18 protein-coding genes are annotated in these 20,464 nt (G+C 67.8%); all 18 read left to right on the top strand.

Annotation, left to right across the window (positions count from 1 at the left end):
• Positions 1-38: 38 nt before the first annotated feature.
• The 18 genes from AC06DU_RS10075 (at position 39) to AC06DU_RS09990 (ending at position 20,441) form a co-directional block, all read left to right on the top strand.
• Positions 39-788 (top strand): 3-deoxy-manno-octulosonate cytidylyltransferase, encoded by a 750-nt coding sequence (locus AC06DU_RS10075; RefSeq protein ID WP_478204290.1) that lies wholly within the window; start codon positions 39-41, stop codon positions 786-788.
• Entirely contained in the window at positions 785-1,528 is a 744-nt protein-coding gene (locus AC06DU_RS10070; protein ID WP_478204288.1) for an FkbM family methyltransferase, read from the top strand. Before AC06DU_RS10075 ends, AC06DU_RS10070 begins: the two co-directional genes overlap by 4 nt.
• A 235-nt stretch (positions 1,529-1,763) precedes the next feature.
• Complete coding sequence (locus AC06DU_RS10065) at positions 1,764-5,273, top strand: glycosyltransferase (protein ID WP_478204408.1); 3,510 nt, start codon at positions 1,764-1,766, stop codon at positions 5,271-5,273.
• Positions 5,274-5,589: 316 nt separating this feature from the next.
• Positions 5,590-5,961, top strand: a complete 372-nt coding sequence (gene fliE / locus AC06DU_RS10060) for a flagellar hook-basal body complex protein FliE (protein WP_006449786.1) — start codon at positions 5,590-5,592, stop codon at positions 5,959-5,961.
• A 13-nt stretch (positions 5,962-5,974) separates the two neighbouring features.
• On the top strand, positions 5,975-7,705 hold the full coding sequence (gene fliF, locus AC06DU_RS10055; protein WP_478204286.1) for a flagellar basal-body MS-ring/collar protein FliF: 1,731 nt from the start codon (positions 5,975-5,977) through the stop codon (positions 7,703-7,705).
• Positions 7,706-7,715: 10 nt separating this feature from the next.
• Positions 7,716-8,705 carry a flagellar motor switch protein FliG gene (gene fliG, locus AC06DU_RS10050; protein WP_024939590.1) on the top strand — a complete coding sequence of 330 codons (990 nt, stop codon included), beginning with the start codon at positions 7,716-7,718 and terminating at the stop codon, positions 8,703-8,705.
• Entirely contained in the window at positions 8,702-9,322 is a 621-nt protein-coding gene (locus AC06DU_RS10045) for a FliH/SctL family protein (RefSeq protein WP_478204285.1), read from the top strand. The genes fliG and AC06DU_RS10045 overlap by 4 nt, the downstream gene beginning before the upstream one ends.
• Entirely contained in the window at positions 9,319-10,695 is a 1,377-nt protein-coding gene (fliI, locus tag AC06DU_RS10040; protein ID WP_046342558.1) for a flagellar protein export ATPase FliI, read from the top strand. Before AC06DU_RS10045 ends, fliI begins: the two co-directional genes overlap by 4 nt.
• 3 nt (positions 10,696-10,698) lie before the next feature.
• A complete protein-coding gene (fliJ, locus tag AC06DU_RS10035) occupies positions 10,699-11,154 on the top strand; it encodes a flagellar export protein FliJ (protein WP_104622651.1) in 456 nt (151 codons plus the stop codon).
• A complete protein-coding gene (locus AC06DU_RS10030) occupies positions 11,151-12,443 on the top strand; it encodes a flagellar hook-length control protein FliK (protein ID WP_478204283.1) in 1,293 nt (430 codons plus the stop codon). Before fliJ ends, AC06DU_RS10030 begins: the two co-directional genes overlap by 4 nt.
• A gap of 190 nt (positions 12,444-12,633) precedes the next feature.
• The gene (locus AC06DU_RS10025; RefSeq protein WP_016904990.1) at positions 12,634-13,158 is read left to right on the top strand and encodes a flagellar basal body-associated FliL family protein; all 525 of its coding nucleotides are present in this window, start codon (positions 12,634-12,636) and stop codon (positions 13,156-13,158) included.
• Between the two features lie 10 nt (positions 13,159-13,168).
• A complete protein-coding gene (gene fliM, locus AC06DU_RS10020; protein ID WP_016904991.1) occupies positions 13,169-14,182 on the top strand; it encodes a flagellar motor switch protein FliM in 1,014 nt (337 codons plus the stop codon).
• A complete protein-coding gene (gene fliN, locus AC06DU_RS10015) occupies positions 14,179-14,517 on the top strand; it encodes a flagellar motor switch protein FliN (protein WP_016904992.1) in 339 nt (112 codons plus the stop codon). Before fliM ends, fliN begins: the two co-directional genes overlap by 4 nt.
• The gene (fliO, locus tag AC06DU_RS10010) at positions 14,514-14,921 is read left to right on the top strand and encodes a flagellar biosynthetic protein FliO (RefSeq protein WP_104555046.1); all 408 of its coding nucleotides are present in this window, start codon (positions 14,514-14,516) and stop codon (positions 14,919-14,921) included. Before fliN ends, fliO begins: the two co-directional genes overlap by 4 nt.
• Before the next feature lies 1 nt (position 14,922).
• Positions 14,923-15,768, top strand: coding sequence for a flagellar type III secretion system pore protein FliP (fliP, locus tag AC06DU_RS10005; protein ID WP_104533352.1), 846 nt, complete (start codon positions 14,923-14,925; stop codon positions 15,766-15,768).
• A 528-nt stretch (positions 15,769-16,296) separates the two neighbouring features.
• Entirely contained in the window at positions 16,297-16,566 is a 270-nt protein-coding gene (locus tag AC06DU_RS10000) for a flagellar biosynthetic protein FliQ (protein WP_005917968.1), read from the top strand.
• A gap of 13 nt (positions 16,567-16,579) precedes the next feature.
• Positions 16,580-17,371, top strand: a complete 792-nt coding sequence (gene fliR, locus AC06DU_RS09995; protein ID WP_024937668.1) for a flagellar biosynthetic protein FliR — start codon at positions 16,580-16,582, stop codon at positions 17,369-17,371.
• 118 nt (positions 17,372-17,489) lie between these two features.
• A complete protein-coding gene (locus AC06DU_RS09990) occupies positions 17,490-20,441 on the top strand; it encodes a diguanylate cyclase (RefSeq protein ID WP_478204282.1) in 2,952 nt (983 codons plus the stop codon).
• Positions 20,442-20,464: the final 23 nt, after the last annotated feature.

Raw genomic sequence — 20,464 nt, 5'->3', positions numbered from 1 at the left:
CCTCGCCACTCAATGCCATCGGTTGCCAGGAGGCTTCCATGACTTACGCCATCATCATCCCCGCGCGGCGCGACTCTTCGCGCCTGCCCGGAAAACCGCTGATCGAGTTGAGCGGCGTGCCCATGATCGTGCGCACCTATCAGCAATGCGCCAAGGCGGCGCCAGCCGAGCGCATTCTCGTCGCCACCGATTGCGATGTGATTCAACGTACCTGCGAGCAGGCCGGCATCCGCACCTTGATGACCTCCAGCGACTGCCTGACCGGCACCGATCGTGTTGCCGAGGTCGCGCAGCAGCTCGATGTGGACACCTATATCAATGTGCAAGGTGACGATCCGCTATTCAATCCGCAGGACGTGCGTCTGCTGATCGACGCTGCGGCAGCTTCACCGAATGATGTCATCAACGGTTACTGCCCTGTCGCCAACATCGACGAGTTCCGTAATCCGAGCGTGCCCAAGGTGGTGGTTCGCCCGGATGGGCGTCTGCTGTACATGTCGCGCGCGGCGATCCCGGTCACCAAGCAAGGCGAGTTCCGGCGTGCCTGGCGGCAGGTGTGTGCGTACGCGTTTCCCAAACAGGCCTTGCAGGCGTTTGCGTCGGTATCTTGCAAGACCACGTTGGAAGACATTGAGGACATCGAGATCCTGCGTTTTCTGGAACTTGGCTTTGAAGTGCGTATGGTGCAGATGAGCAACCAATCGATCGCGGTGGATACGCCGGCTGATGTCGTGCGGGTGGAAGCAGCGCTGCGTGCGCTACAGCATGGTGAGCAGAACTCCCCATGAACCAGGACAAGGCAGCCAACGCACAGCCCGGTATGCACTCGCCAATCTGTGGCGCGTCCGATCTCAGAAATGAGGAACATGCTCAGGCGTACTCGCCTCGCAGGTTCTTCGACCAGTTGCTGACGACGGATGCACCGGTTGTGCTGGATGTTGGCGCGCATCGCGGTGAGTCGATCCGGTATTTCAAATCGATCTATCCGGACTGCCAGCTTTATTCGTTCGAGCCGGATCCGCAGAATTTCGCCGCGCTGGAAGAAGTAGCCGCGCAGTTCGGCAGCAAAGCCATGTGCTTGGCGCTGGGCGAGAAGGAAGAGGTCAGTCCGTACTACCGGCAAGGCATCTCGCACCTGGGTGGATTGCTGCCGATCAATGCGGATTCCATCGATTCTCTTGGATATGCGCGCCAGGCGTCGAACGAGCAGATTGCAGTCCGCAAGACCACCCTAGACAACGCGTGCGCGGAACTGGGGATTTCCCATGCGCATATTCTCAAGATCGATGTGCAGGGCTTCGAGCGTCAGGTCCTGGAGGGTGCGAAAGCGATCCTGCAGCACACCGACTGCGCAGTGATCGAAATCGGGCTGTACGACTTCTACGGCAAGACCACCAGCTTCGTCGACGTGGTCAACTTGATGCAGGCCGCCGGCTTTTCGCTATGGGACATCGCCAAGCTGTCCAAGAACCCCAGGAGCCTGCGCACCGACTGGATCGAGGTGGTGTACCGCAAGGACGCCGCCTAGCTGCGATCTTCCTCGCAGTCCCGGGTGCGGCGGCACACCCCAACCGACTCGTCCCACTTTACGCACCACGGCACGCTTGTTGCATCTTCGGCTAGGCTGAGCGCGCCCAGGTTCGCCGTCTTCCGGTGCACTGTGAGGCCCTCTTCCCTCCCCCCGCTGCTGCGCCGTGGATGCACCTTTGACTGTTCAAGACAATCGATCGCCGATGACGTCCAACGCCCTGGTCAGCATCGTCATGCCGACCTACAAGCCACGCTATTTCGCGCAGGCGCTGGACAGCGTGCTGGCGCAGACTTACACGGCGCTGGAGCTGGTGATCTGCGACGACAACGCCGATGGCGCCATCGAGGCCGTGCTGGCGTCGAGGCTGGCTGACGCCCCATTTCCGATCCGCTACCACCGCAATACCCCCCGCCTCGGCGAACTCGGCAGCACGGTCAAGGGGATCGGCCTGGCGCAGGGCGAGTACGTCAAGTTCCTGCACGACGACGACGTGCTGCAGCCGGACTGCGTCGCGCAGCTGGTCGGCGCAATGGAGCGCAACCCCGGCACCGCGCTGGCGTCCTCGCGCCGGCTGCGGATCGACGACGACGGTGCGCCGTTGCCGGACATCCTGGCCACCAGCTTCCCGTTTGCCGAGGATGTGCTGATCGACGGGCCGGAGCTGGTGTCGTTCCTGGCCGACCACGCCATCAACTTCATCGGCGAGCCGAGTTGCGTGCTTGCACGGCGCGCCGACCTGGTGGCGCTGGGTGGCGAGCTGATGATGTTGAACGGCAAGGCCATCCACTGGGTTGGCGACCTGGCGATCTACGTCAAACTGCTGCGTCACGGTAACCTGGCCTTGCTGTCCAGCCCGCTCACGCAGTTCCGCGTGTCCAGCGCGCAGTTCAGTCAGGCCGGCCGCGATCAGCCCGGTATCGGCGATCAAGGTCACGACGACCTGCGCCAGGGCATCCGCCAACTCGGCTGGCGGCGCGAGGGCGGCGACAACCGCCAGGTGCGTGTCGCCCCGCTTAGCCCGCACAAGGCGCGGGTGTTCAAGTCGGTGGATCTGGTCAACGCCTTGATGCAGAGCTCAGGAATGGCCGAGCGCGTGTCGCCGGCCACCTGGTTGGGGGTGCGTCATCCCAGCACCGTGCAGCGCGCCTTGATCGATGCACGTTTGCAGGCGCATGCGGGCGGCCCGCGGATCGCAGTGATAGTGGTCGACAGCGACGGCGATGCGGCGGCGGTGGCCGCAACCCAGGCCAGCCTGGCGGCAGTGGCTTGTTATCGGAACCAGCAGACCTGGGTGATCAGCAGTTCGCCGCAGCAGGCCGCCGAGCACGGCGAGCGCGGTGTGCTGATCGGTCCGGACGGCTTGGTGCCCGCGCTCAATCGGACCATCGCCACGCAACAGTCCACCGACTGGGTGCTGCTGGTCCAGGCCGGCAGCCTATTCACCGCCAGTGGCCTGCTGATGCTGGCACTGGAGATGCTCGCGCTGCCGGACACGTGTCAGGCCATCTACGCCGATGAAGTGGTCGCGCTGGACGGCGGTCAGCTGGGGCTGGCAATGCGGCCGGCGCTGTATCTCGACATGTTGCTCAGTTCACCGTCGACGATGTCGCGGCATTGGCTGTTCCGGCACCAGACGCTAGTGGCCGATGGCGGCTTTGCAACCGAAACGAGCGACGCCTTCGAACTGGATTACCAGCTTGGGCTGGTCGAGCGTTACGGCCTGGCTTGCATCCAGCGCATCGCCGAACCCTTGCTGGTGGCATCGGCCACCACGCGGCATGGCGACGAAGACGAGCAGCGCGCCATCAGCCGCCATCTTGCAGCGCGCGAGTACGTGGACGCGGTGGTGAGCAGCAACGGCCCCGGCCGACACACGGTGGATTACCGTCATGCACAGCAACCATTGGTCAGCATCCTGGTGCTGGTGGATGGACGCCTGGCGCAGGTGCAGCGCTGCCTGGAAAGCGTGCTCGCCAACACCGGCTATCCGCACTACGAGCTGCTGTTGCTGGATCGCGGCGACAGCGCCGAGCCCGCGTTGCGCGACTGGCTGGCGGGCATCGACAACCTCGGCCTGCAGCAGATCCGCGTGCTGCGCTTCGACGGTGCGCCCTCGCGCGAGGCAGCCTGCAATGCGGCAGCCGAACAGGCACGTGGGGAGGTGCTGCTGTGGTTGGCGGCCGGCGCCGCAGCGATCAAGGCCGATTGGCTGGCGCAGTTGCTCAACCACGCGCTGCGCCCGGAGGTCGGCGCGGTGGCCGGCAAGCTGCTGCGCGGCGACGGCACCGTGCATCACGCCGGCCTGCTGCTGGGCCTGGGGGCACCAGCGGCGCGCGCCTTCGCAGGTGCGGCGTTCGACGAATCGGGTTATCTGCAGCGCCTGCAGCTGGATCAGAACTACAGCGCGCTCAGTGGCGAATGCCTGATGCTGCCGCGCCAGCTGTTCCTGGACGCCGGCGGCTTTGCGCAGGAACCGGCATTGGCGCAATGGAGCGACGTCGACCTGTGTCTGCGCCTGCAGCAGGCCGGCTATCTCAATGTCTACGCCGCACGCGCGCAGCTGCTGATCGACCCACCCGACGCGCCACCCGCCACTGCACTCGACGAAGAAGCGATGTATGCGCGTTGGCTGCCGGTGATGGCCAACGACCCGGCCTACAACCCGGGCTTCTCGCTGGATCCCGGCGCCGGCTTCCAGCTGGCCGACCCGCGCGCCAGTTGGCGGCCACTGCAGTCGTGGCGACCGCTGCCGACGATGATCGCCCTCCCCGCCGATACCGAAGGCTGCGGCCACTACCGGGTAATCCAGCCGCTGCGCGCCCTGCGCGAAGCCGGCATGGTCGAAGGCGTGCTGTTCAACGGCTATCTGGAGATCAGCGAGCTGGCGCGCCAGGATCCCGACGTGGTGATCCTGCAACGCCAGGTCGGCGAGCCGCGACTGGAAGCGATGCGGCGCATGCAGGCGCTGTCGCGTGCGTTCAAGGTCTACGAGCTGGACGACTACCTGCCCAACCTGCCGCTGAAGAACGCGCATCGCGAGCACATGCCCAAGGACATCCTCAAGACAGTGCGGCGCGGGCTGGGCATGGTGGACCGCTTCGTGGTGTCCACCCCCGCCCTGGCCGAGGCGTTCGCCGGGCTGCATGGCGACATCCGCGTGGCCGAAAACCGCCTGCCGCCGCATTGGTGGGAGCACCTGCCCGCACGCAGCGAACGCAAGCAACGCCAGGGCGGCAAGCCACGCATCGGCTGGGCCGGCGGCGTCAGTCACACCGGCGACCTGGAACTGATCGCCGATGTGGTGCGCGAGCTGGCCGACGAGGTCGAATGGGTGTTCATGGGGATGTACCCGTTCGCGTTGCGCCAGCACATCCATCAGTTCCAGCCTGGCGTGCCGATCGATTATTACCCGGCCGCACTGGCGGCGCTGGATCTGGACCTGGCGCTGGCGCCGGTGGAACAGAACCTGTTCAACGAGTGCAAGAGCAATCTGCGCCTGCTCGAATACGGCGCCTGCGGCTACCCGGTGATCGCCAGCGATGTGCGCTGCTACCAGGGCAACCTGCCGGTGACCCTGGTGAAAAACCGCTACCGCGACTGGATCGGCGCGATCCGCGAGCATCTGGCCGACCCGGCCGCTTCGGCGGCAAAGGGCGCGGCGTTGCGTGACGTGGTGCGCCGCGACTGGATGCTCACCGGACGCAATTTTGATCGCTGGCGTGAGGCGTGGTTGCCGGATTAGTCGATCGAGGCCGCGGGTGCATGCACTGCCGTCTCGCCTGGTCCTTGTCCGCCCACCGTCGCGAGACCTTACGCAGCGCCGCGTAAGCGCCTACGCGGACGTCCTTGCGGCGTGTCCTGCGATGGTGGGCGGGCAAGGGCCCTGCAGCCAAGCCGCAGATCAGACGCTCTGCACCCAATACTCCTGGGCCATCCCCCAGCGCCGGATCCATCCGCGGCTGACTTAAAGCCCCTCCCCGCCCCCGGCGCCGGAATCCCGGCGCAGTTTCGGCACGCCGCTTGCATTGGTGTGGATGCCTCCCTGGCTGACCGCACCCATGAGCGACTCCGTTACCTCCATCCTCTCGCAGATCCGCAGCTACCAGACGCAGATGGGCCAAGGCCCGATGGGCGCGGTGGGCGATGCGGCGCGCGGCAATCAGATCCAGGGGCTGGCCGGCACGCAGGGAACACCGGCCACCCAGGCACCGAGCTTCAGCGAGACCTTGCGCGGCGCCATCGGCGGCGTCAACGAGGCCCAGCAGAAGTCCGGCGCGCTGGCCAAGGCCTTTGAAATGGGCGACCCCAGTGCCGATCTGGCACGGGTCATGGTCGCCTCCCAGCAGTCCCAGGTGGCTTTCCGCGCCACCGTGGAAGTCCGCAACCGTCTCGTCCAGGCTTACCAGGACGTCATGAACATGCCGCTGTAAGGGTTGACGACACATGGCTCTCGCGATCACCAAAGAAAACATGAACCAGAACGCCGAAAAGGCGGGGCAATGGTTCGACCGTGTCCGCAGCCTGCAGATCACCCGCAAGCTGACCATGATGGCGATGATCGCCGTGGCGGTGGCGGCGGGTCTGGCAGTGTTCTTCTGGTCGCAGAAGCCCGGTTACCAGTCGCTGTACACCGGCCTGGACGACAAGGGCAATGCCGAAGCGGCCGACCTGCTGCGCACCGCGCAGATCCCGTTCAAGATCGACCAGGACACCGGCGCCATCTCGGTGCCGCAGGACCGTCTGTACGACGCCCGCCTGAAGCTGGCCGGCTCCGGCCTGACCGGCAAGGAAACCGGCGGCGGCTTCGAGCTGATGGAAAAGGACCCCGGCTTCGGCGTCAGCCAGTTCGTCGAAAACGCCCGCTACCAGCACGCCCTGGAAACCGAGTTGTCGCGCACCATCGGCACCCTGCGCCCGGTGCGCGAGGCCCGTGTGCATCTGGCCATTCCCAAGCCCAGCGCCTTCACCCGCCAGCGTGACGTGGCCAGCGCCTCGGTGGTGCTGGAGCTGCGCGGCGGCCAGGGCCTGGAGCGCAACCAGGTCGATGCCATCGTCAACCTGGTCGCCTCCAGCATCCCGGACATGACCCCCGAGCGCGTCACCGTGGTCGACCAGAGCGGCCGCATGCTCTCCATCGCCGATCCCAACAGCGACGCCGCCCAGCATGCCGCCCAGTTCGAACAGGTGCGTCGCCAGGAAAGCTCCTACAACCAGCGTATCCGCGAGCTGCTCGAGCCGATGACCGGCCCGGGCCGGGTCAACCCGGAAGTCAGCGTGGACATGGACTTCTCGGTGGTCGAGGAAGCCCGCGAGCTCTACAACGGCGAACCGGCCAAGCTGCGCAGCGAACAGGTCAGCGACACCAGCACCAGCGCCACCGGCCCGCAGGGCCCCCCGGGCGCCACCAGCAACAGCCCCGGCCAGCCGCCGGCGCCAGCCGCAAACGCCACTGCCGGCGCACCGGGCACCCCGGCCGCTGCCAACGGCCAGGCCGCCGCACCGGCCGCGCCGACCGAAAGTTCCAAGAGCGCCACCCGCAATTACGAATTGGACCGGACCTTGCAACACACCCGCCAGCCGGCCGGCCGCATCAAGCGGGTGTCGGTGGCGGTGCTGCTGGACAACGTCCCGCGCCCCGGTGCCAAGGGCAAGATGGTCGAGCAGCCGCTGACGGCCGCCGAGCTCACCCGCATCGAGGGCCTGGTCAAGCAGGCGGTGGGCTTCGACGCGGCCCGCGGTGACACGGTGTCGGTGATGAATGCCCCGTTCGTGCGCGAAGTGGTGGCCGGCGAGGAAGGTCCGAAGTGGTGGGAAGACCCGCGCGTGCAGAACGGTCTGCGCCTGCTGGTCGGTGCGGTGGTGGTGCTGGCGCTGCTGTTCGGCGTGGTGCGCCCCACCCTGCGCCAGCTCACCGGCGTGACCGCAATCAAGGAAAAGCAGGCCAAGGGCGGCAACGATGGCACTCCGCAGAGCGCCGACGTGCGGATGGTCGACGATGACGACCTGATGCCGCGCCTGGAAGAGGACACCGCCCAGCTCGGTCAGGACCGCAAGAACCCGATCGCGCTGCCGGACGCCTACGAAGAACGCATGCGTCTTGCACGCGAAGCAGTCAAAGCCGATTCAAAACGTGTCGCACAAGTCGTGAAGGGATGGGTCGCCAGTGAAGCCTGATACACCACCGATGACCGGCGTACAGCGCGCCGCCGTGCTGCTGCTGTCGCTTGGGGAAAGCGACGCCGCCGAAGTGCTCAAGCACATGGACCCCAAGGAGGTGCAGAAGATCGGCATCGCCATGGCCACCATGACCGGCATCTCGCGCGATCAGGTCGAGAAGGTGATGGACGACTTCAACGGCGAACTGGCCGGCAAGACCTCGCTGGGCGTGGGCGCCGACGACTACATCCGCAACGTGCTGATCCAGGCACTGGGCGCCGACAAGGCCGGTGGCCTGATCGACCGCATCCTGCTCGGCCGCAACACCACCGGCCTGGACACCCTGAAGTGGATGGACCCGCGCGCGGTGGCCGACCTGGTGCGCAACGAGCACCCGCAGATCATCGCCATCGTCATGGCGCATCTGGACAGCGACCAGGCTGCAGAGGCCCTGAAGCTGCTGCCCGAGCGCACCCGCGCCGACGTGCTGCTGCGCATCGCCACCCTGGACGGCATCCCGCCCAATGCGCTGAGCGAGCTCAACGACATCATGGAGCGCCAGTTTTCCGGCAACCAGAACCTCAAGTCGTCCAATGTGGGTGGCATCAAGGTGGCCGCCAACATCCTCAACTTCCTCGACACCGGCGCCGACCAGGGCGTGCTGGGCGAGATCGGCAAGATCGACGCCGACCTGGCCGGCAAGATCCAGGACCTGATGTTCGTGTTCGACAACCTGGTGGACCTGGACGACCGCGGCCTGCAGACGCTGCTGCGCGAGGTCTCCGGCGAGCGCCTGGGCCTGGCCCTGCGCGGTGCCGACGTCAAGGTGCGCGAGAAGATCACCCGCAACATGTCCCAGCGCGCCGCCGAGATCCTGCTCGAGGATATGGAAGCGCGCGGCCCGGTGCGCCTGGCCGACGTGGAAGCGGCGCAGAAGGAAATCCTCACCATCGTCCGCCGCCTGGCTGACGAAGGCGCCATCAGCCTCGGCGGCGCCGGTGCGGAGGCGATGGTATGAACGACATCGTCACCCGCTGGCTGGCCCCCGACCTGCACCTGGAGCCGGCCCCGCCGGCGCCGGAGTACGACGAGCCGGCCGTGCTCGAGCCGGTGCTGCGTCCGCCGACCCTGGAAGAGATCCAGGCGATCGAAGACGCCGCCCAGCAGGAAGGCTTCGCGCGCGGCCATGCCGAAGGCTTTGCCCAGGGCCAGTCCGAAGTGCGCCGCCTGACCGCGCAGATCGACGGCATCCTGGACAACTTTACCCGCCCGCTGGCGCGGCTGGAGAACGAAGTGGTCGGCGCGCTCGGCGAGCTGGCCGTGCGCATCGCCGGCTCGCTGGTCGGGCGTGCCTACCAGGCCGACCCGCAGCTGCTGGCCGAGCTGGTGCAGGAGGCCATCGATGCGGTCGGTGGCGCCGGCCGCGAGGTGGAAGTGCGCCTGCATCCGGACGACATCACCGCGCTGCTGCCGCATCTGGCGCCCAGCAGCACCACCCGCGTGGCCCCGGACCTGAGCCTGAGCCGCGGCGACCTGCGCGTGCACGCCGAGAGCGTGCGCGTGGACGGCACCTTGGACGCGCGCCTGCGGGCCGCGCTGGAGAGGGTCATGCGCAAATCCGGAGCGGGCCTGTGAGCGCCCTGCTGGGCGCCACCCCGGCCGACTGGCTGGACGCGCGCAACCTGCGCCTGGCCACCCGCCTGAGCGGGCTCGGGCTGGAACCGAGCGCCGGCCGCACCCTGATCCGCGAAGGCATCCTGCGCCGCGCAGTCGGCCTGACCCTGGAAGCCACCGGCTGCGAGGCACCGATGGGCGCCACCTGCAAGGTCGAAGTCGACGGCGGCTGGGTCGATGCCGAAGTGGTCGGCTTCGCCGGCGAACGCACCTACCTGATGCCCAGCGCCGAACTGCATGGCCTGCTGCCGAACGCCCGCGTGGTGCCCTCGCGGCGTCGCGGCGGCGTGGAAGTGGGCGAAGGCCTGCTCGGCCGCGTCATCGACAGCGACGGCACCCCGCTCGACGGCAAGGGCCCGATCCGCGGCGAAGGCAGCGTCAGCATGGCCGGCGTGTCGATCAACCCGCTGGCGCGCGAACCCATCACCACCTCGCTGGACGTGGGCGTGCGCGCCATCAACGCCATGCTGCCGATCGGCCGCGGCCAGCGTGTGGGCCTGTTCGCCGGCTCCGGTGTCGGTAAATCGACGCTGCTCGGCATGATGACCCGCTTCACCTCGGCCGACGTCATCGTGGTCGGGCTGATCGGCGAACGTGGCCGCGAAGTGCGCGACTTCGTCGAAACCACGCTGGGCGAGGAAGGCCTGCGTCGCGCCGTGGTGGTGGCCGCCCCGGCCGACCGGCCGCCGTTGGCGCGCCTGCATGGCGCCTACCGCGCCACCGCCATCGCCGAATGGTTCCGCGACCAGGGCCTGAACGTGTTGTTGCTGATGGATTCGCTGACCCGTTTCGCCCAGGCGCAGCGCGAGATCGGCCTGTCGGTCGGCGAGCCGCCAACCACCCGCGGCTACCCGCCGTCGGTGTTCGCCAAATTGCCGGCGCTGGTGGAACGCGCCGGCAACGGCGCCAAGGGACGCGGCTCGATCACCGCCTTCTACACCGTGCTGACCGAGGGCGACGACCCGCAGGACCCCATCGCCGACGCCGCACGCGCCATCCTGGACGGCCATATCCTGCTGTCGCGTCGGGTTGCCGACAGCGGCCTGTATCCGGCCATCGACCTGGAATCCTCGGTCAGCCGCGTGGTGCAGGACATCGCCGACGACACCTGGCGCCTGCGCATCCGCAAACTCAAGCGGTTGCTGTCCGCCTACACCGCCAACCGCGACCTGATCGCCATCGGCGCCTACCAGCGCGGCAGCGACCCGGCCACCGACGAAGCCCTGGCGCGCTGGCCGGAGATCGTCGAATTCCTTGGCCAGGATGTGCACAAGGCGTCGGTTCTGAGCGACAGCCTGTCCGCGCTGCAGCAGCTGGTGGAACCGGAGAATTAATCCATGATGCAATCCAAACGGATCGACCCCCTTCTGCGCCGCGCCCAGGAACAGGAAGACAAGGTCGCGCGCGACCTGGCCGAGCGTCAGCGCGCCCTGGACACCCACCAGTCACGCCTGGACGAACTGCGCCGCTACGCCGAGGAATACGCCAACAGCCACATGGCCGGCACCAGCGCCGTGGCGCTGAGCAACCGCCGCGCCTTCCTGGACCGGCTCGACAGCGCCGTGCTGCAACAGGCCCAGACCGTGGAAACCAACCGCAACAAGGTGGAAGCCGAGCGCACCCGGCTGCTGCTGGCCAGCCGCGAGAAACAGGTACTGGAGCAACTGGCCGCCAGCTACCGCGCGCAGGAGAACAAGGTGATCGAACGCCGCGACCAGCGTGAGATGGACGACCTCGGCGCGCGTCGTTCGCGCCTGGCCCGCAGCGAAGATACCCACGGAGAATCCGCATGAACCCCTTGTCCGCTTTTGCCGCCGGCCTCGGCGCACTCGCCGGCACCGGCAAGAAATCCAGCTACAGCGATCCCTCGTCCGAGCCGGACGCTGGCCAGGACCAGTTCGCGCGCATGCTCAACCCGGCCAACACGCCGAACCAGGCCCCGCCGCAGGCGCCCGAGCGCGTGCCGGCCAAGCAGGCTGCGCCCAAGCCCAACCAGTCCGACAGGCAGCGCAGCGACGACGACCACGGCGACGACGCGCCGGGCGATGCCACCGCACGCCCGCGCGCGCAGGATGGCGATGCCAAGGCTGCCAAGTCCGGCACCGCCAAGGAGTCGTCTGCCGCCGACGGTAGTAGTGCTGCCACCACCGCAAAGGCCGGCAAGGGCGGCAAGACGGCGAGCAACGGCGAAGACGCGCCGGCCGACGCAGCCACCGCCACCGACACCGGCTGGCCACCGCCGGGCCTGGGCGGCTTCGGCATGGGCCTGCTGGCGCAGGCGCTGCCCGGCGGCGATGTGCTGGCGGCCGCGGCTGCGGCACTGGCTGCCGGGGTGACCGCTGCGGCCGGCGCCACGCCGGCGGCAACCGCGCTGCCGACCGACGCGGCCGCACCCACCGCACCCGCGACCGCCGGCACCGCCCTGCCCTCGTTGGGCGCGTTGGCACCGGCTGCCGCCGCAGGCGCCAAGCCCACCTCCGTCACCGCCTTGAGCGGCGACGCCCAGGCGGCCGCGCTGATGAGCATGGCGACCAAGGCGCTGGACCCGGGCACCGACGACAGCGCCGGCCCGGCCGCGCCGGACGCCCCGGCATTCGTGCTGCCGACCACCACGGCGGCCGCACTCGGCCGCTTGCAGGACCCGGCGCCGGTGTTCAGCGCCTCGCCCACGCCGACCCCGGAGATGGGCAGCGACACCTTCGACGACGCCATCGGCGCGCGCCTGAGCTGGCTGGCCGACCAGAAGATCGGCCATGCCCACATCAAGGTGACCCCGAACGAGATGGGCCCGGTCGAGGTGCGGCTGCATCTGGAGGGCGACAAGGTCAATGCCAGCTTCAGCTCCGCCAATGCCGACGTGCGCCAGGCGCTGGAGCAGAGCCTGCCGCGCCTGCGCGACATGCTCGGCCAGAACGGCTTCCAGCTCGGCCAGGCCGATGTCGGCCAGCAACAGCAGAGCCAGTCCGGCAACCGCAACGGCGGCAGCAGCGACGGCACTGGCCTCAGCCTGGACGACAGCCCGCCCGTCGGAATTCCGTCGGTGGTGTTACGCCAGCGTGGATTGCTGGACGCTTACGCCTGAGCGTGCGCGCCGGGCGCGCCCCGGCGCGGCCGAAACCTGGGTGCCGGCAAGCTCGTGCGGCACCCCACGACCCTCGCAGCGCAAGGCCTGCGGGGGTTTTCCCGTTGAAGCTGCACGCGCGCCAGGAAACCGTCGCCGGATTGGCATGCCAATTGCATCCACTGGGTGAGCATTCCCCCTGGAGCAGACTGTGGCAGCCGCGGAAAAACCCAAGAAGACCGAAGACAAAGACGACAAGGGCGACAAGAAGAAGGGCGGCAAGAAACTTCTGCTGATCGCCGTCGGGGTCGTGGTGCTGGCCGCTGCCGGTGGTGGCGCCTGGTTCTTCTTCGGCCACAAGGGCGAGGAGAAAGACGGCAAGCACGCCGCGCCCAAGGTGGCCGAGGTGCCCAAGCCGGCGCAGTACTTCCCGATGGATCCGGCGATCGTGGTCAACCTGGCCGACCCCGGCGACGGCCCGCAGTACCTGCAGGTCGAAGTGCAGCTGGTCACCCGCGACCCGGAAGACCTCAAGCTGATCACCGAAAACGCCCCGGCCATCCGCGCGCATCTGCTGATGCTGCTGTCGCAGGTCAAGGCCACCGATGTGGCCGACCTGGTCGGCAAGCAGAAGCTGCAGAAGGCAGCCCTGGCCGAAGCGCAGAAGGTCATGACCAGCGAGACCGGCAAGAAGTGCGTCGAAGAACTGCTGTTCACCAGTTTCGTCACCCAGTAAGGCCTGCCCCATGAGCGTCAGCGATCTGCTTTCCCAGGACGAAATCGATGCCCTGCTGCATGGCGTGGATTCGGGTGCGGTCAACACCGAGCCGGAGCCGCTGCCCGGCGAGGCGCGCCAGTACGACCTGTCCAGCCAGGACCGCATCATCCGTGGCCGCATGCCGACCCTGGAGATGGTCAACGAGCGCTTCGCGCGGCTGTGGCGCATCGGCCTGTTCAACCTGATCCGGCGCTCGGCCGACCTGTCGGTGCGCGGCATCGACCTGGTCAAGTTCAACGAGTACATGCACTCGCTGTATGTGCCCACCAACCTCAACCTGATCCGCTTCAAGCCGCTGCGCGGCACCGGCCTGATCGTGTTCGAACCCACGCTGGTATTCACCGTGGTGGACAACTTCTTCGGTGGGGACGGCCGCTACCACACCCGTATCGAAGGTCGCGAATTCACCGCCACCGAGATGCGCGTGGTGCAGCTGATGCTCAAGCAGACCTTCGCCGACCTCAAGGAAGCCTGGGCGCCGGTGATGGAAGTGGATTTCGAGTACATCAACTCGGAGATCAACCCGCACTTCGCCAACATCGTCACCCCGCGCGAGTACGTGGTGGTGTGCCGCTTCCATGTCGAACTGGAAGGCGGCGGCGGCGAGATCCACATCACCCTGCCGTATTCGATGCTGGAGCCGATCCGCGAACTGCTCGATGCCGGCATCCAGAGCGACCGCAACGACCGCGACGACTCCTGGAACGTGATGCTGCGCGAGCAGCTGGATACCGCCGAGGTGACCCTGTCCAGCGTGCTGGCCAGCAAGCGTATGAGCTTGCGCCAGCTCACCGGCCTGAAGATCGGCGACATCCTGCCGATCGACCTGCCCGCACAGGTGCCGCTGTGCGTGGAAGACATTCCGTTGTTCACCGGCGAATTCGGCGTTTCCAATGGCAACAACGCCGTCAAGATCACCGCCGTACGCCCGCCCGGCGTGCAAGCCCCACGCGCCGTTCCCTCCCAGGACTCCAGCAAATGATCAACTCCGACATCCTCGACGCCGCGCCTGCCACCTTCGACAGCCTGCAGGCCGAGCACGACCAGAATGCCACCGACCTCAACCTGGACGTCATCCTGGACGTGCCGGTGACGCTGTCGCTGGAAGTGGGCCGCGCGCGCATCCCGATCCGCAACCTGCTGCAGCTCAACCAGGGCTCGGTGGTGGAACTGGAGCGCGGCGCCGGCGAGCCGCTGGACGTGTACGTCAACGGCACCTTGATCGCGCATGGCGAAGTGGTCGTCATCAACGACCGCTTCGGCATCCGCCTGACCGACGTGGTCAGCCCCAGCGAACGGATCCGGAGGCTGCGGTGATCGGCCTGCTGGCCGCTGCCGCGCCGGTCGCGGCCAAGGCCACCCAGGTCGGCGCGCAGGCACCGTCCTCGCCCAGCCTGTTTGGCGCGGTGTTTGCATTGCTGCTGGTGCTGGCGCTGATCGTCGGCCTGGGCTGGTTGCTCAAGCGCATGCCCGGCAGCGGTTTCCGCAGTACCGAGGGCCTGCGGGTGGTGACCAGCCTGGCGGTGGGTGCCAAGGAACGCGTGGTGGTGGTGGAGGTGAACGGCCAGCAGTTGCTGCTCGGCGTCACCGCCGGCGGCATCAACACCTTGCACACCCTGTCCGAACCGCTGCCGCCCGCGCCCGCCCCCACCCTGCCCAACTTCAAGCAACTTCCCAATTTCGCCCAGCTGCTGGCACAGAAGCTGCGCAAGGACCCGTGACATGTTGAGTCGTTGGAATCGCTGGGGGCGCAGCCTCCGCCTGGTGCTGATCCTGCTGGTGATGAGCTGCCCGCTGCTGGCCGCTGCCACGCCTGCCGCATTGCCGGCCATGGCCCAGGCCGCCGCTCCTGCCGCCGCGCCGGCGAGCGCGCCGGCCGGCGCCAATCAGCTGCCGTCATTGCCTAATGTCAGCGTCGGCCGCATCGGCGACCAGCCGGTGAGCCTGCCGCTGCAGACCTTGCTGCTGATGACGGCGATCACCCTGCTGCCGTCGATGCTGCTGGTGCTGACCGCCTTCACCCGCATCACCATCGTGCTGGGCCTGCTGCGCCAGGCGCTGGGCACCGGCCAGACCCCGTCCAACCAGGTACTGCTGGGGCTGTCGATGTTTTTGACCGCGCTGGTGATGATGCCGGTGTGGCAGAAGATGTGGGGCGCCGGGCTCTCGCCGTACCTCAACAACCAGATCGATTTCCAGACCGCCTGGACGCTGACCACCCAGCCGCTGCGTGCCTTCATGCTGGCGCAGATCCGCGAGACCGACCTGATGACCTTCGCCGGCATGGCCGGCGACGGCAAGTACGCCGGCCCGGACGCGGTGCCGTTCCCGGTGCTGGTGGCCTCGTTCGTGACCAGCGAGCTGAAGACGGCGTTCGAGATCGGCTTTCTGATCTTCATCCCGTTCGTGATCATCGATCTGGTGGTCGCCAGCGTGCTGATGTCGATGGGCATGATGATGCTGTCGCCGATGTTGATCTCGGCGCCGTTCAAGATCCTGCTGTTCATCCTGGTGGATGGCTGGGTGCTGGTGGTGGGCACATTGGCCGCGAGCTTCAACGCGTCGTAGCCGCAAGGTCTGCATGCGTGCCGCCCTGCCGCCCTGCCGCCCTGCCGCCCTGCCGGCGTGCCGACCCGGCCCGCCGCTTCGGCATGGGCCCGACGTCGGGCAGCAAACGCAGAGCAGACAGCAAGCGCGCCAGCCCATGCAGCCGATAGCGGCCGAAGCGCACAGCTGAGCAATGCCCCAGCGGAACCATCCAACACACATGGCTTCGCCTCGCACCCTCACCCCAACCCCTCTCCCGCTGGAGAGGGGCGAGTTTCTGCAGACCGTAGCTTAGTCCGCCCACACCGTCGCACCAGCTTCAGACCTCATCCCCCTATTCAGCCTCCCGATTCCCGATTCCCGATTCCCGATTCCCGATTCCCGATTCCCGATTCCCGATTCCCGATTCCCGATTCCCGATTCCCGATTCCCGATTCCCGATTCCCGATTCCCGATTCCCCAATCCCCAATCCCCAATCCCCAATCCCCAATCCCCAATCCCCAATCCCCAATCCCATCCATTGGCACCCCACTTGCATCACCACACCCATGAGCCCTGAAATCGCCCTGACCGAATTGCGTGGTGGCCTGGTCACCGTCCTGTGGATTGCCGGCCCGATGTTGTTGGCGGTGCTGGTCGTCGGTGTCGTGATCGGTGTGGTGCAGGCCGCCACCCAGTTGAACGAGCCGACCATCGCCTTCGTGGCCAAGGCGGTGGCGTTGACGGCCACCCTGTTTGCCACCGGCAGCATGCTGCTGGGGCATCTGGTGGAGTTCACCATTGCGCTGTTCCAGCGCATACCGCATCTGATCGGTTAGCGGACCCGGCCGGATGGATGCTGCCACCCAGATGGTGATCGACGGCCAGCGCGCGTTTGCGATGGTCGGGGCGATCATGTGGACCATGCTGCGCACCGGTGCGCTGCTGACCGCGATGCCGTTGATCGGCACGCGCGCGGTGCCGGGACGGGTGCGGGTGATGCTGGCCGGGACATTGTCGATGGTGCTGGCGCCGCTGCTGCCGCCGGTGCCGGACTGGGACGGTTTCACCGCGCAGGCGGTGCTCAGCGTCGCCCGCGAGCTGGCGGTGGGCGCCAGCATGGGCTTCATGCTCAAGCTGATCTTCGAGGCCGGCGCGATGGCCGGCGAACTGGTGTCGCAGTCCACCGGCCTGTCGTTTGCGCAGATGTCCGACCCGCTGCGCGGAGTCACCTCCGGAGTGATCGCGCAGTGGTTTTATCTCGGGTTCGGCTTGCTGTTCTTCGCGGCCAACGGACACCTGGCGGTGATCGCATTGTTGGTGGACAGCTACAAGGCCCTGCCGATCGGCACCGCGCTTCCCGATGCCGCCGCCTTCGCCGAGGTGGCGCCGACCCTGTTCCTGCAGATCCTGCGCGGCGGACTCACCCTGGCACTGCCGATGATGGTGGCGATGCTGGCGGTCAACCTGGCCTTCGGCGCGCTGGCCAAGGCCGCGCCGGCGCTGAATCCGATGCAGCTGGGCCTGCCGCTGACGGTGTTGCTGGGGCTGTTCCTGCTGTCCAGCTTCGCCAGCGAATTCGCGCCGCCCGTGCAACGCATGTTCGATACCGCCTTCGACGCCGCCAGGGATTTGACTGCCTAGCGGACACATCCATAACTGTGAACTGCCTCAAGTTTTTCGCTGGTCAGCCGTCAACGCCACAGGACGATTGATACCGCCAATCGCCATCACTCACCCACGCCAAAGTCGGCGGGAACCGATGCCCAACGTGTCTGCGCTGTTCGCTCCGATTGCGTCACGACGCGGCCACTGGTGGGCCTGGGGCTGTCTTTGGATTGCCGTGCTGCTGGCGTGCGGCCACGCGCGGGCGCAGACCTACAGCTTCCGCGACTACACCCAGGCCGATGGCCTGCAGGGCATGACCGTCAACAGCCTGCTCGAAGACCGCCAGGGCGTGGTCTGGGTGGGCACCGAGCTGGCCCTGCACCGCTTCGAGCGCGAGAGCTTCACCCCGGTTGGCCAGGAGAGTGGCCTGGATGCGCGCTATATCCGCGCCCTGGCGCTGGATGCCGCAGGACGGTTATGGGTAGCCAGCGCCAACGGCGTATTCGTGCGCGACGGCGGTGCGTTCGTGCAGCTGCTGCGCGACGGCAAACCGATCCGCGCCGACAGCGGCAATGTGCTGGCTGCCTATGCCGGCGGCATGGTGGTGGTCAGCGAGAACGCCTTGCTGCGCTTTTCCCCGGACCACACGGGCGGCTGGTCGGTGCACCCGCTGCCGTTGCAGCTGGCCGATGGCACCAGTTTGCCGGCCGGCAAGGCGTTACTTGCCGATGGCACGGCACTCTGGAGCAGCTGCGGGCCGCACGTCTGCAGGATCGACGAGAACGGACGCACCGAGCTGCTCGGCGAAGCCGACGGAGTGCCGGAGCGGCAGTGGCGGGCGATCTTTCGCGACCACCAGAACACCCTGTGGCTGCGCGGCGGCGGCCTGGTGCTGTCGCGCGCGCCGGGAGAGCGTGTATTCCGCAACCATGCGGCGCCGGCAGGCACCAGCTTCGACACGCTCTCGGCCGCCACCACCCTGTCCGAAGATGCACAGGGCCGCCTGCTGACCCGCTCCGATCGCGGCCTGGTGCGCTGGGAAGGCGATCACTGGCGCTACTTCGGCCACGACCAGGGGCTGCCGATCAGCCCGATGGTCGGCCCGTTGCTGATGCAGCGCACCGGCCAGCTATGGATCGGTACCCGTGGCCTGGGCGTGCAGCGCTGGCTGGGCTACGGCAACATCGAACACTGGGACGAGAGCCAGGGCCTGGCGGAAGCGCCGACCTGGATGATCCAGCGCCTGCCCAGCGGCGAGCTGCTGGTCGGCGGCGATGCCGGCTCCAATGTGCTGGATCCGCGCAGCGGGCGCATGCAGCCCTGGACGCTGGACGACGGCCAGCCGCTGCTGCAGTCGATCTCCCTGGCGCTCTCGCCGGCGGACGGCGCCGCCTGGGTGGCACGCTCGTCCGGCGCATTGGCGCGGCGCGATCCGCGCAGCGGCCGGACCGTCGACGTGCTGCAGCTGGGCCTGCCGATCAACAAGCTGTTGTTCGACGCCGCCGGCACCTTGTGGATCACCACCCCGCGCGGCCTGTATCGCATGCCGCCGGGCGCGCCATACCAGGCCATCCGCGATCCGGGCGTGCCGGCCGCGTTCGTGGGCGATGTCGATCTCGATCCCCAGGGCCGGCTCTGGGCCAGCACCCGCGAGGGGCTGTACAAGCGGCAGGCAGACGGTGCCTGGCAACGCGTGCAGGTGCGTGGCGTGCTGCCCAGCCAGGATTTCTTCCTGATCGATTTTGCTCCCGATGGCGAGCTGTGGATCTCGCTGCGCGACACCGGGCTGTGGCATGGCCGCCTGCAGGCCGATGGCGTGCTGGCGCTGCGCGCGGTCGACGATCCGCTGGTGGCGCGGGTGATGCCGTTCATCCTGCGCCACGACCGCGAGGGCCGGCTGTGGCTGGGCAGCAGCCAGGGCCTGGACATGCTGCAAAACGGCCATTGGTCGCGGGCCACGCGCACCGAGGGCCTGTTGTGGGACGACATGTCGGCCAATGCGTTCTTCGAGGACGTGGATGGCAGCATCTGGCTCGGCAGCAGCCGCGGTGCCACCCATCTGATCGATCCGTTGCGCGTGTTCGCCGCACCGCCCTTGCGCGTGGACATCCTGCGCGTGCGGCGTGGCAACCAGGCGATCACGCCGGGGGCGCAGGTCGACTGGTCGCAGGTGCCGCTGGATGTGGACGTCAGCGCGCCCGGCGCCGAAGGCGGCCCGGACCGCATCAGCTTCCGCTACCGGGTGGAGGGCCACCAGGCACGCTGGACCCAGACCTCGCTCAGTCACCTCACCTACCCGCTGTTGCCGCCCGGCACCTACACGCTGGAAGTCCAGGCGCTGGATGCCTACCAGCGCAGCGCCAGCCCGGTCGCACGGCTGCGTTTCGTGCTGCGCCCGCCGTGGTGGCGCGGCGTGCCGGCAGTGGCCGGCTACGTGCTGCTGGGCATTGCCGCGGTGATCGCGCTGCTGCGCTGGCGCACGCGCAAGCTGCTGCGGCGCAAACGCGAACTGGAGCAACTGGTGGCCGAGCGCACTGCCGAGCTGGAACAGGACAAGCGCGAGCTGGAGGCGGCACGCGCCGAGCTCGCGCTCAAGGCCACCCACGACGAGTTGACCGGGCTGCTCAATCGCGCCGGCATCCTGCACGCGCTGCGCGGCATGCTGGCGCGTGCCGACACCAGCGCGCGGCCGCTGGCGGTGGTGTTGATCGACCTGGACCACTTCAAGCTGGTCAACGATCAGCACGGCCACCTGGCCGGGGACGCGGTGCTGGCCGAAGTCGGCCGGCGCCTGGATACGCTGGTGCGCGGCGACGACCGCATCGGTCGCTACGGCGGCGAGGAATTGCTGGCGCTGCTGCCGGGGCTCAGTGCCCAGTCCACCCATCGCCTGCAGGCGTTGCATCGCGGGATCTGCGGCAACTACCCGATCGATGGTGGCGTACTGCCGGTGACCTGCTCGGTCGGGGTGGCCTGGTTCCAGCCGGGCGAAACCCTGGAACAGCTGCTGGCGCGTGCCGACGCCGCGCTCTATCGCGCCAAGCGCAATGGACGCAACCGCATCGATTACGACCATGTGCGCTACGACGCCGCGTCCAGCGGCTGAACCCGCGTCTGGACGCAGGCCGA

Source organism: Xanthomonas sp. NCPPB 3200 (assembly GCF_056393585.1).
This window is presented reverse-complemented; position numbering and strand designations above follow the sequence as displayed.

Bases quoted from the DNA above. Each gene is read 5' to 3' on its own strand.
- fliE (WP_006449786.1), top strand. From the start codon at position 5,590: ATGAGCGACTCCGTTACCTCCATCCTCTCGCAGATCCGCAGCTACCAG.
- AC06DU_RS09990 (WP_478204282.1), top strand. From the start codon at position 17,490: ATGCCCAACGTGTCTGCGCTGTTCGCTCCGATTGCGTCACGACGCGGC.
- fliM (WP_016904991.1), top strand. From the start codon at position 13,169: ATGAGCGTCAGCGATCTGCTTTCCCAGGACGAAATCGATGCCCTGCTG.
- AC06DU_RS10045 (WP_478204285.1), top strand. From the start codon at position 8,702: ATGAACGACATCGTCACCCGCTGGCTGGCCCCCGACCTGCACCTGGAG.
- AC06DU_RS10065 (WP_478204408.1), top strand. From the start codon at position 1,764: ATGCCGACCTACAAGCCACGCTATTTCGCGCAGGCGCTGGACAGCGTG.
- AC06DU_RS10075 (WP_478204290.1), top strand. From the start codon at position 39: ATGACTTACGCCATCATCATCCCCGCGCGGCGCGACTCTTCGCGCCTG.
- AC06DU_RS10000 (WP_005917968.1), top strand. From the start codon at position 16,297: ATGAGCCCTGAAATCGCCCTGACCGAATTGCGTGGTGGCCTGGTCACC.
- AC06DU_RS10070 (WP_478204288.1), top strand. From the start codon at position 785: ATGAACCAGGACAAGGCAGCCAACGCACAGCCCGGTATGCACTCGCCA.
- fliJ (WP_104622651.1), top strand. From the start codon at position 10,699: ATGATGCAATCCAAACGGATCGACCCCCTTCTGCGCCGCGCCCAGGAA.
- fliF (WP_478204286.1), top strand. From the start codon at position 5,975: ATGGCTCTCGCGATCACCAAAGAAAACATGAACCAGAACGCCGAAAAG.
- AC06DU_RS10030 (WP_478204283.1), top strand. From the start codon at position 11,151: ATGAACCCCTTGTCCGCTTTTGCCGCCGGCCTCGGCGCACTCGCCGGC.
- fliR (WP_024937668.1), top strand. From the start codon at position 16,580: ATGGATGCTGCCACCCAGATGGTGATCGACGGCCAGCGCGCGTTTGCG.
- fliG (WP_024939590.1), top strand. From the start codon at position 7,716: ATGACCGGCGTACAGCGCGCCGCCGTGCTGCTGCTGTCGCTTGGGGAA.
- fliN (WP_016904992.1), top strand. From the start codon at position 14,179: ATGATCAACTCCGACATCCTCGACGCCGCGCCTGCCACCTTCGACAGC.
- fliP (WP_104533352.1), top strand. From the start codon at position 14,923: ATGTTGAGTCGTTGGAATCGCTGGGGGCGCAGCCTCCGCCTGGTGCTG.